Genomic DNA, 13,487 nt, shown 5'->3' on the forward strand with positions numbered 1-13,487 from the left:
CGAGTCCCTGCTACGAGTTCGTTGCGCGCTTCCCGAGGAGCACCGATCTCGGGTCGCCCTTCGCCGCGAAGGTGGCGTACAGGACGTAGGGGAACCCGAACATCCCACCCATCGGAAAACTGAGGAGGGCGAGGGCGTAGCCCCTGGGGGTGCCACCCTCTCGCCACGCGACCCAGACCGCGAACAAGATCAGATAGACGACGAAGTCGAGATCGAACTGGGCCCGCCAGCCGAGCGCCATCAGGTCGCCGATCGCGACCGCGGGCCAGTTCGGCCCCTCCGATGTCGTAGCCACGACGGTGAGCATGTAGATCGAGGTGGTCGCCAAGACCAGGAAGATCCGAAGGGCGGTCACGAATGCATCTCCTCGCCGCTCAGTCGATACCGGCTTCTTCCCGAAGCCGCGCTTTCTGCTTTGCCCCGATGGCGTCCCAGTGGCGATCGCGTAGCGCACCTTCGAGCGAATACAGGTAGTAACAGACCGAGATCGTCTCTCGCGGGTACTCCGCGCAAACCCGCTGGAAGACCTTCGCCGGACCGACGCGGTCGAGATCGCCGCGGGTCTCGATCCCCACCTTGCGCAGCCGGCGGGCGATGGTCGGGCCGATATTCGTGAGTTCGGCGACGGGACGGTCGCGCTTCGGCATGCCCGATCCTACTCCTTTCCCGCGTCGTAGGCGGCTCTGCGACACCGCGATCGGTTGGCGCAGCTCATGATCCCGTCGCTGGGTCGCGCGGTGTCTCGTTCAGGAGGGCCACCATCAACACGCTGGCCACCCAGACATAGCCCCACGCCAGGAACACCCGTTGGATCGCGCCCTTCAGCGGGGCGAAGGTCTCGACACCGACGCCCGCGGCGATCTGCGCGCCGAAGAGACCGGCTAGAACGAGCAGCAAGAGTGCCGAGACGCGGGGGCCGAGCAAGCGCACGCTCGATAGCGGCGCGAGCAGAAGCACGACGCTTCCGGCGAGGCCGAGTACTTCATGGAGCTGGCCTGCTCGCGAGACGGCGACGCACCCCGGATCGCAGGGGAACACGCCGGTTCCGACTCCGAGCAGCAAGCCGACGAGGCCCAGCGCCCAGGTCGGTGGGAAGGTCACCGGGCGACGCCCCAGCTCGAGTGCAAGGGCGAAGCTCGCAGCGACGAGGGCGCACCCATAGAAGACCCACCACGCCGACGTCACCGTCGCGAAGGGAGTTCCCGGTACACCCAGCTCGCTCATGAACTGCGAGACGTGTCGGTAGCCCTCGTGATGAACGGAAACCGCGTACGTCACCACGAAGTCGAGGGGGAGCACCGCCAATCCCAGCCAGAGAGCGGTTCGCTGTACTCGAGGTGTGGGCATTCCGATACCGGAGACCCGCGTCGCGAAGCGAGGCCGCGCTACGCGGGCGCCGCCTCGAGATCTTTGCCGAGGAACACGCGCAGCCCCAGGGCCATCGGCGCGAGCAGCCAGGGCAGGTTGAAGACCAGGTAGTAGGCCGTGTTGGGCGGCGGATGGGGGCCCAAGAAGGTCTGGGCGAAGTAGAAGAACATGTTGGTCGTGGCCGCCCCCGCATACACGAGGCCCAGCGGGCGCAGCCAGGGCCGAAGCCAGATGAGACCGACGATCACCGCGAGCAGCACGGGCGCCTGGAAGAACCCATCGAAGAGGCACGCGGCAATGAGGTTCGGCGGTGGGTCGAGGTGGGCCGGTTCTTCCGCCACCGCCCAGTCATGGAGCGCACGCAATGGGGGCCAGGGGCTATCGGGCGAGACGGGAACGCCGAGGCCTTCGGGAAGGCTGAACAGGAAGCCGTAGAGAACGGCCAGCGAGAAGAAGACGATGAAGAAGAGATCGAGGGGACGTCGGTAGATCGGGTTCATGCTCGTTCGAGTGCCACGCTTCGGTGTGAGTCGTCAGCCGTCGAGTGATCACTCGAGCGGGCTGGGCGCGGCCAGTATGCCAGACGACAACTCGGAAGGGCCGGACTTCCCGAGGGCGGGATCGCTTCCGGCCTACGCGCTATACGGGTCGGAATCCGCGAGGTAGCGGAGCATCGCTTCGCGCTCCGGGTGCTCGTCGAGCCATTGCCGCACGCGTCGAAGCTCGGTGTAGCCGCGTCGCCAAACTTCCCCTTGTAGAACTCGGCGAAGAACTCGCGCGATTCCTCTCGCCGGATTTCACGCTGCCATGCCGTCGTGAACACCTGATGCACGTCCCGGTGCAACCCGTGCTCTCGCAGCAGCTCCCACTCGGCGGCGTCGAACCAGATGCCTCCGCAGTGTCCACAGCGATCCAGCGAGAACGGGATGGATCGAGCCACCCGAAACCGCGCGAGGATCCGGCTGCACTCGGGACAGAGCATCGCTTGTTCCGACTCCGAGGTCGGGACTGGCTCGGCGTCAGCCGGAGGGCCTGGGGGCAGCGGATCACGGAGCGCGTCGCGCCATCGCCAGTACTGGAACGAGCTGATCCAGTGGCCACCGCACTGCTTGCAGCGATCCGCGACCAGGTTGGGTTCGAGCCTCTCGGCGCCTTGGGTCTCAGCGCGACACTTCGGACACTTCATGTCACACACCCGCCATAGGGAAGCCTGTCGCCCAACCGACCGGACCTTTTGGTGCCGGGACACTGCGCTGCGCCAGTATGCCAGACCCTTTGACGTGGCCGCGTGTCGTCTCAGATCGAGATGCGTTCCGCTTCGAAGACGGACATGGAGGTCGGCTCGGCGGCCAGCGCGCGGAGGGCGCGCACGAACTCCCGTGACGCGGGCACCTGGAAGTGTTGTGCCAACGCCGCTCGATCCGACCACTGCTCGACGAAGACGAGTCGCCGCGGGTCGTCCGGGTCCTGATAGACATCATGGGTGAGGCAGCCGGGCTCGGCTCTCGAGCGCGCCACATGCGCCCGCGATTCCTCGAGCGCTGCGGGCATCTGCCCCTCCTGCACCACGACACTCCCCAAGACCAGAATCATCGGGCTCCCCTCGCGGCGTCGAAGAGCGCGGGCGCCTCAATCAAGTGAGCACCACTGGGTTCTGCTGCAGGCACGCTGAATCACTGCGGTCGCTCGCCAGCAATGGTGCATCGGCGGAGCACACGATCCGAACCCGCGTGGTCGGCGACGCCCGCGTGTTGCGTCGCTCGCTCGTCCCACACGACGACAGCGCCCTTCGACCAGCGAAAGCGGCACTGGATGCTGATGTCGTTCGCGCGGCTCGAGAGGAATTCGTGCATCGAACGGCTCTCGTCCTTCCCGAGGCCCTCGATGTGGGTCATGAACGAGCGGTCCACGAAGAGGGCCTTGCGCCCCGTTTCCGGGTGGGTGCGGACGAGCGGGTGCGAGACGCCGTTGCCCACCGCCGTCATGATCTTCGCGCACGCCTCCTCCGGGAGGTGCTCTCGGATGTAGGCCCGGAAGGACGCGTCCGTCGCGTGGAACCCGCGCAAGCCTTCGAGGTAGGTCTTCATGCGGTCGCTCAGTTTCTCGTACGCCAGATACATGTTCGCCCACATGGTGTCACCCCCGTACGCGGGCGTGACCTCGCAGCGCAGCACCGCGGCCGACGGCGGCTGCTCCATGTAGGTGACATCCGTATGCCATCCGTCGCGATCCGGCGGAGAATCCGGACCGTCGACGATGTCATGGAGTTTCGAGGGGTCTCCGAGGGCCCCCCGGATCGGGTGGACCTCCGGCTCCCCGAAACACGCAGCCAGGGCGAGCTGGTGCTCGTCGTCGAGATGTTGCTCGGGGAAGAAGAGCACGAGGTGTTCGAGCAACGCGCTACGCAGCCTCGAGCGCGTCTCCTCGGTGATGGGAGCGTAGAGGTCGACGTTCTCGACGACCGCGCCCAGCGCGGCCGTGACCGGGTGGATCTGCATCTCGACATGCCCTCCTGGGCGCGCTTCGCCAGTATGCCAGAAGCCGAGATGAGAGCGGGCGACAACGCCCTGCTACGAGGCGCGCGAGAACAAGTCGGCGAGCGCACCCGGCAGGCTCGGGAACTCGAAGGCGAAGCCTTCCTCCTGCAAGCGCTTCGACACACAGAAACGACCATAGAGCGCGAGCTCCGGGTCGGTCTTCATCACGAGGGGTGCGGCGAGGCGCACTTGCCAAGCCGCGGTGGGAAGACCGAAGGGCATGCCGACCGCGCGACGCAGCTCGTGCATGAACTCCGCGTTGCCCACGGGCTCGGGGGCCGTGGCGATGTAGGCGCCTCGCATCTCCGCGTCTTCGATGGCGCGCTGGAAGAGTCGGTTCATGTCGCGCTCGTGGATCCAGCTGAAGCCCTGGCGGCCGTGTCCGACCTTTCCGCCGAGTCCAAACCGCGCGAGGGTGGCCAGCCGCGGAAGCGCGCCCGCGCTTCGGCCCAGCACGAAGCTCGTGCGCAGCACCACCGAGCGGGTCTCGGACGGCACGGCACGCGCGAACTCTTCTTCCCAGGCTCGCCCCACCGTCGGGGCGAGCCCGAAACCAAAGGCCGAGCCTTCGTCGCAGACCGCTTCTGGCGGGTCGCCGTAGATGTGGGCCGTGGACATCTGGACCCAGACCGGCGGCGTCTCGCCGCGCTCGCGCAGCGCTTTCCCGAGCACGGCCGTCGCTTCGACGCGCGAGCGCAGGATCTCGTCGCAGTGATCGGGCGTCTTCACGCAGTCGACCGTCCGGCCTGCGAGGTTCACCACCGCGGTGGCGCCTTCCAGCGTGTCGGCCCAAGCGCCCACCGAACGACCGTCCCACGTGGCGTGCGGAAAGCTCACCGTCGACGGCGGCGCCGTACGAGAGAGCAGCACGACCGAGTAACCGAGTGCCTCGAGGTGGTGGGCGAGGCTGAGCCCGAGGAAGCCCGTGCCCCCGGCGATCACGACCTTGCGTCCCGACGCCTCTTCGCTCACGCGTGTTCCCTCTTGGATTCGGCGCTCCTTCGCTCGGAGCGGCCTGCTGCCGCACATGCAGTATGCCAGAGCTGCGCGTCGCGGCTCCGGCTGCCGCTACTCCAGCGCGGGGGTGACGGTCCCGATGAACGCGACCTGGAGGAGCGCGAGAAGGACCAGACCGGCCCAATGCACGGACGTGTTGCTGGTCAACCGCAGAGCGAGCAAGAGCACGATCGCGAGGCCGCGCACGAGCTGCCCGAAATGGAGATCGGGGCCCGCGAGGAAGAGCTCGGCGACGACCCCCAACGCGACCCACGTGGCCAGCAGCGTGAAGATCGCGCGGAACACCGAGTGGTAGTGGGTCTCCGGGTCTGCAGGCTGGCCCGAAGACCCCGTCGCGGGTGGCGTGATCAGATGCGCGGCGGCCACGACCGGGAGTAGTGGGGAGAGCGCGAGGAGGAACCCGCCGAAGTTCCAAGCCACGTCTCGGAACCCCCAGTAGCCCCAGATGCTCTGCAGCAGCGCGAGCAGCAAGAGTGCCGAGGCCGCGAGCTGAAGCGGAAACATCGCGACGCTCGCCCGGTGGAGGTAGAGGCGCCCCCAGCCCGAGAGCAGGTCGGAGACGCCCACCGCAACGACGAACGACGTGAGAACGGTGACGTACTCGAACTGGGACAAACGGCTTCACTCCCGATGGGCGACGACTGCGGAAGCAACGACGGGGCAGTATGGCAGACCTGCGCTACGGGCCCGTGACGAGGACCTCCCAACCGGGGGCGTCGCTCCCGATCCAACTGAGGGTCACCAGTCGACCCGAGAGATCCCAGATCAGAAAGCGCTCCACGCGCTCGTCGAAGAGTTCGCTGGTCTGCAAGCGCTCCGCCTCTCCAAGGTCCTTGTTCGGCGGCCCGAGGTCGGCTGTGAGCTCTCGCTCGACCGTCTGAAAAGTGACCCGCGCGGCTTCTCTTGCCTGCCTGTCGAACGTCACCATCTGGCTCCTGATCGAACCGGCTTCACAGGTGTAGTAGTGCAGGGCAGCCGCTCCGAAGAGCAGCCCCTCGAAGACGAGCTGCGGGCTCGCACCCTCATCCGGCCCAGGGAAGCTCCCGACGAACGCCGATCCCCGCTTCGCTTCCACCGTGATCACGGCATCGCACGAATCTCCGGGATTCACGCCGAACACCGCGAGGGATGGCCCGGACACGAGGATGATGGCGATCGAAAGAACGATCGCCCGCACACGACCTCGCCTCGGGCGACGAATGTCTTCGGGCCCCGAAGTCACGGCCCCAGTATGCCTGAGGATACGCGCCGGTTCGGAGGCGCCTTTCGAGCTCCTAGAGCTTGGCGGTCAGCTGCACTCCCGTGTCAGGGGACGGGTGGGTCCATCCGCTCAGGATCGCGAGTCGCATCGCGGCGCTGCCTGGCACGGGAGGCGCTCGGCCGTCGGAGCGACCTGTCGCCATAGGCCAAACGCACCGTTTCAGTATGCCAGAGCGGAACCCGTCTGCTTCGTCTTGGCGAACGTCGCGTTCCGCGGACGCCGCGGGTCCACGGATCGGGGACGCACACTCAGCGGCCGGGCGACCACTCGACCGACTGCTCGGGCAGCCAGAAGGAAGGGGCCGTCAGGAATGCCTCGCGATACGCAGCGGTGGCGAGCAGCACCCAGAACAGCACGACGGCGAAGATGGTGAGAAGAGAGCGAAGGGCTTCACGGCGAATCGCATCGCCCAGGGGCGAGTGGTCGGCTCTCGCAAGGATGAAGAGACGGAAGTGCCCCGAGGTCACGCCCATGGAAACGAAGAGCAACACCGCCACGAGCAGGCCTACCGCAGCGGGTGAGTTGTAGAGGACCATGCGCCGATCGAACCGCAAGCATCGTGCCGATCTATCGAGAGGGAACGACGTTAGGCGCGCCCGAAGTGCAGCCCTGGTTGGCATCTGCAGCCACCGGGTGCGGTGCCGACGCGGCGGTTGGATGCCCGAGTCTGCCGCGTTGCGTCATCGGGTTTTCGGCACCTACCTCTGCGCCGCGCACCCGTGCCCCCAGGCGACGTATCCTTTCGGGGACCCCATCCGTCTTTCTTGCATGAGCGAAGATACTCCGGCCCTTTCTCCCGATCTGAGTCGAGCGTTGCTCGTCGCCTGGCACCGGTTCATCGAGACCTTCGAACCGTTGCGGCCCGATCTCTACCGGTACTGCCGCGGCCTGACGCGAAGCCCGTGGGACGCGGAAGACCTGGTGCAGGACACGTTGATGCGAGGCTTCTCGTCGCTGGGAGGGATCAGCCCGTCGCCGAGGAACCCGAAGGCGTGGCTGTTTCGCGTCGCTTCGAACCTCTGGATCGACCGACAGCGCCGCCAACGCGACGCGCTGGTGGAAGAGCTGCCGGAGCGCGCGGGCGATCCGGTGCCGACTGGCACGCGGGATGCGGCAGCGGCCTTGATCGGCGGACTGGGGCCGCAGGAACGCGCGGCCGTGCTCCTGAAGGACGTCTTCGACTTCACCGGCCCCGAGATCGCAGAGATTCTCGGCACCACTCCGGGTGCCATCAAGTCGGCGTTGAATCGTGGCCGGGCGAAACTTGCAGACCCGGTCCCGAAGGAGATGCGCCCGGTGATCCCCGAAGTGCTCGACGCGTTCTGTGATGCTTTCAACGCGCGGGACGTCGAGCGGCTGACGCGCCTCGTGCTCGACAACGCCAGCGCCGGCATCTCCGGTATGGCCGCCGAGTTCAGCCGCGACGCCATGCTCGACGAGGAGTCGGGCAGCCTGTTCCACACCCTATTCTCACCGCTCGATCATGCGGTCAACGAAAAGCTCCTCGCGGGCAACCGCGATGCGCCGAGGGCCGAGATGCGGGTCATCCACGGTGAGCCCGTCATGCTCATCTGGTACGAACATCACGACGGGGCCGTCGTGCGCGACTTGGTGCGCTTCCGCATCGAAGACGGCGGCGTGGCCGACATCTACTATCACTTCTTCAGCCCCGAAGTCCTGCAAGACGTCTGCGAAGAGCTGGGCCTCCCCTGGCGGAGCAACGGCTACCGCTACGTGCTGGGCGATTGACGACCCGTGCGAGACGTGGGTCGCCAGGGAGGGCGTTCACGACTCCCTTCGAACGCGGAGGCGCGCATCGACGGCCTAATGAAGTCTCAAGGATGGTTCGGACTCCACGCAGAGCCAGATCTCGGTGCCCGTCGGCACGGCTTCGGGAATCAGGTCGTGTAGCCGCGCGGAGTAGACCAGCGAGTAGCGGTAGTGCCGAAGCTCCAGCCTGGCTGGGAGTCGCGTCCCGTCGGGTCGTCTCAGCTCGACGCTGACGAGACAAGGGCCTTTGATGTCTTTCAGGGTTGGCGTCGGAAAGGCCAGCGTGCCGCCGATGCGGGCCTTCTTGGTCTCGGAAACGGTCAGGAGTCTTCGTTTCACCTCATCGCGGGATCGGTGTCGCCGCCTGTGATTCGAACTCGGCGGCCAGCCCCGATGAGGGGTTCGCCGGGCTCGAGTGTGGGAGTGCGCAGGGTACACGATCGATCGCCCCGACCTGGCGGTTGCGGCCCGGATGCGGCTTGTTGCCCTGCGACCTCCTACGCAAGAATGCCTCCAGGAGGTCGGGATGCTCTGGCTCGATCACGTGGTACGGATCGTGAGCGACTTCGCGTCGACCGAGGCGTGGTTGCATGAGCACTACGGTCTGGTGGCGACACGTTGGGAAGTCTTCGCCGACTCCGGCGTGGCGAGTCGACTCTTCGTGCTCGGAGGCACCGGAATCGAGCTCATGGGAATCCAGGAGCATGCGAAGGCGGCGCATCACCCTTTCGGTCAGGCGGTGCTGAAGGCCTTGGCCGGAGGAGAGCGCTGGCTGGGGACCGCCATCGGAACGGACGAGCTCGATGTGCACGCAGCCCGTCTAGGTCTCTCGCCGACGCCGATTTCGTCCGTCAGTTCAGAGGGAGTGCTCTCGGAGTTTCGTCTCCTAGGCAATCCGCTCTCGAACCCACCTTCGCTTCCCTTCCTGATCGAGTGGAGCGAGGGCACGGATCCGTGGCCCCAAGCCGAAGCCGCCCGCAACCCGGATTTCTCGGGGGTCGCTTCCGTAGCGCTTTCGGGTGATACGAAAGCCCTCTCCCATCACCTCGGGGAAGACTGCGACTTCCTCGTCGTTTCCGAGGGGGCTCCGCGGATCTCGGCGGTCACGGTGTCCGCGGGTGCGGGCGATGTGCGGATCGAGTAGGCGCGGTCCAGCGAATCCGGCCCACGCGGTCGCATCGGGGCCTGCTTCCGAGGGCTACCGAGTTCGGGCGGGCTTGCAGGCGCCCTCTGGCGCGGGAAGGAGTTTCCGCAACATCTGCGACGAACTCCATCGGGCGAACCCCGGCGATCGTGACGCGAGCTTGTCGAACGTCTCCCTGCGACACCAGGGGCTGATTGGCGATCGGGTGAGGAGCACCAAGGCCGCAACCTCCTCCGGCGAGAGCATCTCAGCGGGCCGTCCGAAGTAGCCTCGAGCCGCACTCTCCACGCCCACGAAGTCGTGGCCGAAGTATCCCCGATGCGCCACTTCTGCGACTCGCTCCGCGGGTGACCAGAACGCTCTGATCCAGAGATGTGCGGTGGTGCCGGCGACGTTGTGAGCTGAGTTCGAGAGCGCGCGCTCGTCTCGGTAGAGGAAGAGTCGCGCCGCGTACCAATCTCGGCCGGCATCCAGATGCCGCTCGAACCCATCGAGAACGATCTCCGGGACGCTGGACGGGTCGGGAGGGCTCGTGTTCGCCGGGAACTGCGCATAACCCCACGTGAGAAAGCCGAGGACGAGGAGAGCGAAGAGCAAGCCGGGGACGAGCGCGATTCCGAGTATCAGCTTTGCCGATCGAGACACTCTGCCGCCTACCGGATCAGGCACTCAGTTGCGGTTGCCACCGCCGGATGCGCGCGCCAGCGCAGCGGTGGCGCCGGATACGAGATCCGAGACGATCGACGCCGCGGGCTCCACGCTGCGGACGTTGGTCACCGACTCGCCCGCATAGAGCGCCATCGCCTCGATGTGGCCCGTGGTTTCCTTGGAGGGGCAGATGACGGACAGGCGCTGGACCGGAAGGGTCTGGTCGCTCAACTGCACCTCCCCGATGATGTCCTCGGACAGCGCCTCTGCCGCAGTGATCGAACTCCGGAGCACGCGGTGCGGTGCGTTGGGCCACATCACCGAGAAGGCTTCGGTGAGACAGGTATCGGCGGCATGCGCGTCGATCAGCGCCTTCACGTAAGAGGGGTGGGCTCCAGACTCTGCTGCAGCAACGAAGCGTGTCCCCACGCGCGCGCCGGCCGCTCCACAGACCAGGACGGCGGCGAGGTCTCGCGCAGTGGCGATGCCGCCCGCGGCAATCACCGGAACCCGAAGGGCTCCCAGGACTTCGGAGAGCAGCGGGAAGAGGCTCGTGCGCCCCCGGACGTGCCCGCCGCCCTCGGTCCCCTGGGCCACCACGAGATCACACCCAGCGCTTTCGGCCGCCACGGCTTCCGCGAGTGATCCCACCTGCCAGCTCACGAGGGCCCCGAAGGCGTGCGCCTGTTCGACGATGTCGGGGTCCGGGTCGCCGTAGAAGAACTCGACGAGCTTCGACTTCTGCGCAGCGACCGCCACGCAGTCGCGATCCAGGAAGGGCATCAGGAAGTTCACGCCGAAGGTGCCCGCGGTCTTCGCTCCCAGCTCCTCCAGCACCTGCTCGAGCGCGCCGGGTGTCATGAAGGGGGCGGGGAGCATGCCAAGGGCCCCTGCATCCGCGACCGCGGACACCAGCTCGGGCGTCGATATGCCGGGCATCGACGCGAGCTGCACAGGCGCCGTTACCCCGAGCAGCCGCGTGAAGGGTGTCTCGATCATCGGGCTCCTCCTCGCGGCTGTCCGACGACACCGGGAACTGCTCGTCCTACCACGCCGTTGGCTCGTGCTCGATGCGCTTGCGGTGCCATGGCGTGCGGGCGGAACGTGGATCGACCACCCCGATCAGTCGGCGGGGAACCCGGACAGTATGCCGAAAGCAGGATTCGAGCCGCGTTGGTTTTCGGCCGATGGTTCATCGCCGAGCCTGCCTATCTATCGGGGGGCTTGAACGGAGTCTGATGGACTCGCCCATCTTCGATCCGGAACAGCTCCTCGGTCTGCATCACGATCACGCTGAGGGGGATGTCGTGAATGAGACTGAGGTAGACGTGGCTCTCGATCGGAGCACCGCTGACGATGTGAGACATGCTCATCATGGCCATGGTTTCGTCGTATCGGGCGGTCATGCACGATTTCGTCATGGGGAAGCGCTCGATGATTCGGGTTCCCAGAGGGTCTACGCGATAGCGGTGGTGCCCGCCGAGCATGATCAAGTTCGGTTCGACGGTGGCCGCCAGCAGGTAGACGAACCAGTCCGAGCCCGGTTCCGAAGACGCGGGGACGACGACCGTGTTGTAGCGGTCGGAGCACGCCCGGAATTCCTGGCTCGATGCCAGTTGGCGAGCACGCCACATGGCGGTTTCTCGCTCGCCGAGTGGCTCCGGGGGATACCTGCGCGTGACACGCGGGTAGGTGTTGCTGAACGGGTCCGTGAACACGTCGACGACCGAGCGAGAGGATCCATCGATGAAACGCGTGACATATTGATCCCCCGTCTGGACGACGATCCAGCCGAGGGCTCCGGTCGAGCGCAGATCAACGGACGCCAACGCCGCGTCGGTGCTTCGGCTGGCCACGATGTCGCGGAGGTAGAGCCGGTAGCCGAGCGCTTCTACGGCGGACAGCGACTCAACGTCCACCGGTTGGGCGACCGTGCGGTACTCGAGCGGTGCGGGGGGAGGGGGCGACGCACAGCCGAGAGCCACGGCTACCACGAGAAGCCAACGCATGCTCTGACCCCCTGTCCGATGCGGGCGCTCGGCCGCCAGGGAAGTTTGACGGCGCGCCGAGCGCAGCTTCGAGTATGCCTGTGAGCCCAGGGTCGCGCATGGCAGAATCTGTCGGCGATGCCTGTCGAGATCGTGGAGATGCGCGCGAGCCAATTGCTCGAGGCCGTCGACGTGTGGGTGCGATCCCGCTGGGACGCTGAACCCTGGCTCGAGGATCGCATGGGCTACTCGGACGAGCAGAACGTCTCCTTCTTTCGAGACGTGATCTGCGAACGCAACCAGGTCTGGGTGGCCCTCGATGAGGAGCGCGTCGTGGGGGTGATCGCCTTCGATGGCGATGAGGTCGACCAGCTGCACATCGCGCCCGGCCGACAGCGAGAGGGCATTGGCACGGCACTGCTCGAGAAGGCGAAAGGCCAGAGCTCGGGCCGCCTCCACCTGTACACACACCAGCGAAACGAGCGGGCACGACGCTTCTACGAGAAGAGCGGGTTCATCGCGGTGAAGTTCGGTGTGAGCCCCGAGCCGGAGCGGGAGCCCGACGTCCACTACGAGTGGCGTGCGAGCGCACCCCGGTAGATCAGAGCGGACTGTCTACCGCCCGCGCTAGCTTCCTCGCGTGCTCGTCACCAAGATCCCCTTCAATGCGCCGGCTTCTCGCGCGCGTTTGGAAGGCTTGCTCTCGAGACTCGGGCTGACGTCTGCCAGTCGCGTGCTCGACGTTGGATGTGGCCGAGGCGAAGCACTCTCGATGCTCGTCGAGTCGGCCGGGTGTCGCGGCTTCGGCGTGGATCCCAAGCCGGACGAGATCGCGCTGGCGCGCGAGCGATCGCGTGCCCTTGACGATCGTATCGAGTGGCACGCCCGGAAGATCGAAGAGGTCGACGTCGGCGGTGGCTTCGACGCGGCGATCTGCATCGGGGCGACGCATGCGTTCGGCCCGCCCGGGGCGGCTCTGGAGAAGACGCTCGAAGCACTACGAGCGTACGTGAAGCCGGGCGGCAGGCTTCTCATTGGCGAGGGGTATTGGAAGCAGGATCCGGCGGAGAGCTACCTGCGTGGCACCGGCTTCAGTCGGTCCGACCTCCGTACCCACGACGAGAATGGCCAGGCAGGCGAGCGACGCGGGTTTCGCCTGGTCCATCAAGAAACGAGCTCACTCGAGGAATGGGATCGCTTCGAGAATGCGTTCCTCGAGACGGCCGAAGCCTGTTTCCAAGGCGATCCGGACAACACGGATGCGCGTCGCGACCGAGAGCACTGGCGCGCATGGAACGCGCGCTACTACGAGGAAGGGCGTTCCACGCTGGGCTTCGGGTTCTACGTGTTCGAATGCCAGGGCCCCGCGGCCTGACCGCTCGCTAGGACGCGGGCCGCGAAGGCCATCGCACCGTCAGTACGAGGGACTCCTCGACCGACCGGAACGAGTGGGCAATGTCGGGCCCGAAGAAGACGAAGTCGCCTTCGCTTCGCAAGGGGACCTCCTCGTCGGGAAACCGCAGCACGAAGTGGCCGCGAATCAGGATGTTGAGGGTGCTGACGCCCGTGGGAGGTGCCCACGCATCGCGCACCTCGCCCTCGGCGTGCGTATACCACTTCACCTCTACGTCCCCGGTCCGCAGTGGGTTGTTCTCGCCGGGCATGAAATGCCCGAGGAGCCAGCCCCGGGTGTCTCGCGCCGCCAGGGCAGCGTTTCCGTGGATCGGAGAGGTCGCGTTCGGTTTCACTTGGTC

At 66.5% G+C, this 13,487-nt stretch carries 19 protein-coding genes; 4 read left to right on the top strand and 15 right to left on the bottom strand.

Annotation, left to right across the window (positions count from 1 at the left end):
* Positions 1-10: 10 nt before the first annotated feature.
* From AAF430_18195 to AAF430_18240, 10 genes are all read right to left on the bottom strand, one after another.
* Positions 11-355, bottom strand: a complete 345-nt coding sequence (locus AAF430_18195) for a hypothetical protein (protein MEM7412165.1) — start codon at positions 353-355, stop codon at positions 11-13.
* A gap of 19 nt (positions 356-374) precedes the next feature.
* Positions 375-647, bottom strand: a complete 273-nt coding sequence (locus AAF430_18200) for a TfoX/Sxy family DNA transformation protein (GenBank protein ID MEM7412166.1) — start codon at positions 645-647, stop codon at positions 375-377.
* 64 nt (positions 648-711) lie between these two features.
* On the bottom strand, positions 712-1,347 hold the full coding sequence (locus AAF430_18205; protein ID MEM7412167.1) for a DUF998 domain-containing protein: 636 nt from the start codon (positions 1,345-1,347) through the stop codon (positions 712-714).
* 38 nt (positions 1,348-1,385) lie between these two features.
* Positions 1,386-1,868, bottom strand: a complete 483-nt coding sequence (locus tag AAF430_18210; protein MEM7412168.1) for a hypothetical protein — start codon at positions 1,866-1,868, stop codon at positions 1,386-1,388.
* A 796-nt stretch (positions 1,869-2,664) separates the two neighbouring features.
* On the bottom strand, positions 2,665-2,961 hold the full coding sequence (locus AAF430_18215; GenBank protein MEM7412169.1) for a putative quinol monooxygenase: 297 nt from the start codon (positions 2,959-2,961) through the stop codon (positions 2,665-2,667).
* An 80-nt stretch (positions 2,962-3,041) separates the two neighbouring features.
* On the bottom strand, positions 3,042-3,866 hold the full coding sequence (locus AAF430_18220; protein ID MEM7412170.1) for a TauD/TfdA family dioxygenase: 825 nt from the start codon (positions 3,864-3,866) through the stop codon (positions 3,042-3,044).
* 72 nt (positions 3,867-3,938) lie between these two features.
* A complete protein-coding gene (locus AAF430_18225; GenBank protein ID MEM7412171.1) occupies positions 3,939-4,877 on the bottom strand; it encodes a TIGR01777 family oxidoreductase in 939 nt (312 codons plus the stop codon).
* Between the two features lie 96 nt (positions 4,878-4,973).
* Positions 4,974-5,537 (bottom strand): hypothetical protein, encoded by a 564-nt coding sequence (locus tag AAF430_18230; protein MEM7412172.1) that lies wholly within the window; start codon positions 5,535-5,537, stop codon positions 4,974-4,976.
* 64 nt (positions 5,538-5,601) lie between these two features.
* A complete protein-coding gene (locus tag AAF430_18235) occupies positions 5,602-6,099 on the bottom strand; it encodes a hypothetical protein (GenBank protein ID MEM7412173.1) in 498 nt (165 codons plus the stop codon).
* Positions 6,100-6,431: 332 nt separating this feature from the next.
* A complete protein-coding gene (locus AAF430_18240) occupies positions 6,432-6,737 on the bottom strand; it encodes a hypothetical protein (protein ID MEM7412174.1) in 306 nt (101 codons plus the stop codon).
* Positions 6,738-6,951: 214 nt separating this feature from the next.
* On the opposite strand from AAF430_18240, the gene AAF430_18245 reads away from it, so the two are divergent.
* Entirely contained in the window at positions 6,952-7,932 is a 981-nt protein-coding gene (locus AAF430_18245; protein ID MEM7412175.1) for an RNA polymerase sigma factor, read from the top strand.
* 75 nt (positions 7,933-8,007) lie between these two features.
* Here the strand turns inward: AAF430_18245 and AAF430_18250 are convergent, their stop codons facing one another.
* Positions 8,008-8,292, bottom strand: a complete 285-nt coding sequence (locus AAF430_18250; protein ID MEM7412176.1) for a hypothetical protein — start codon at positions 8,290-8,292, stop codon at positions 8,008-8,010.
* A gap of 187 nt (positions 8,293-8,479) precedes the next feature.
* Here AAF430_18250 and AAF430_18255 point away from each other — a divergent pair, with 187 nt between their 5' ends.
* On the top strand, positions 8,480-9,097 hold the full coding sequence (locus AAF430_18255; GenBank protein MEM7412177.1) for a VOC family protein: 618 nt from the start codon (positions 8,480-8,482) through the stop codon (positions 9,095-9,097).
* Between the two features lie 54 nt (positions 9,098-9,151).
* Here AAF430_18255 and AAF430_18260 read toward each other — a convergent pair whose 3' ends face one another.
* The 3 genes from AAF430_18260 to AAF430_18270 form a co-directional block, all read right to left on the bottom strand.
* Entirely contained in the window at positions 9,152-9,742 is a 591-nt protein-coding gene (locus AAF430_18260) for a transglycosylase domain-containing protein (GenBank protein MEM7412178.1), read from the bottom strand.
* A gap of 24 nt (positions 9,743-9,766) precedes the next feature.
* Positions 9,767-10,744, bottom strand: a complete 978-nt coding sequence (locus tag AAF430_18265; GenBank protein MEM7412179.1) for a nitronate monooxygenase — start codon at positions 10,742-10,744, stop codon at positions 9,767-9,769.
* A 209-nt stretch (positions 10,745-10,953) separates the two neighbouring features.
* Positions 10,954-11,754 carry a hypothetical protein gene (locus AAF430_18270; GenBank protein MEM7412180.1) on the bottom strand — a complete coding sequence of 267 codons (801 nt, stop codon included), beginning with the start codon at positions 11,752-11,754 and terminating at the stop codon, positions 10,954-10,956.
* Between the two features lie 117 nt (positions 11,755-11,871).
* On the opposite strand from AAF430_18270, the gene AAF430_18275 reads away from it, so the two are divergent.
* Positions 11,872-12,333, top strand: coding sequence for a GNAT family N-acetyltransferase (locus tag AAF430_18275; protein ID MEM7412181.1), 462 nt, complete (start codon positions 11,872-11,874; stop codon positions 12,331-12,333).
* A 40-nt stretch (positions 12,334-12,373) separates the two neighbouring features.
* Positions 12,374-13,108: a class I SAM-dependent methyltransferase gene (locus AAF430_18280; GenBank protein MEM7412182.1), complete on the top strand. Its 735-nt coding sequence runs from the start codon at positions 12,374-12,376 to the stop codon at positions 13,106-13,108.
* Positions 13,109-13,115: 7 nt separating this feature from the next.
* On the opposite strand, the gene AAF430_18285 is transcribed toward AAF430_18280, so the two are convergent.
* Positions 13,116-13,481: a signal peptidase I gene (locus AAF430_18285; protein MEM7412183.1), complete on the bottom strand. Its 366-nt coding sequence runs from the start codon at positions 13,479-13,481 to the stop codon at positions 13,116-13,118.
* Positions 13,482-13,487: the final 6 nt, after the last annotated feature.

The organism is Myxococcota bacterium, from assembly GCA_039030075.1.
Taxonomy (GTDB): Bacteria; Myxococcota_A; UBA9160; order UBA9160; family SMWR01; genus JAHEJV01.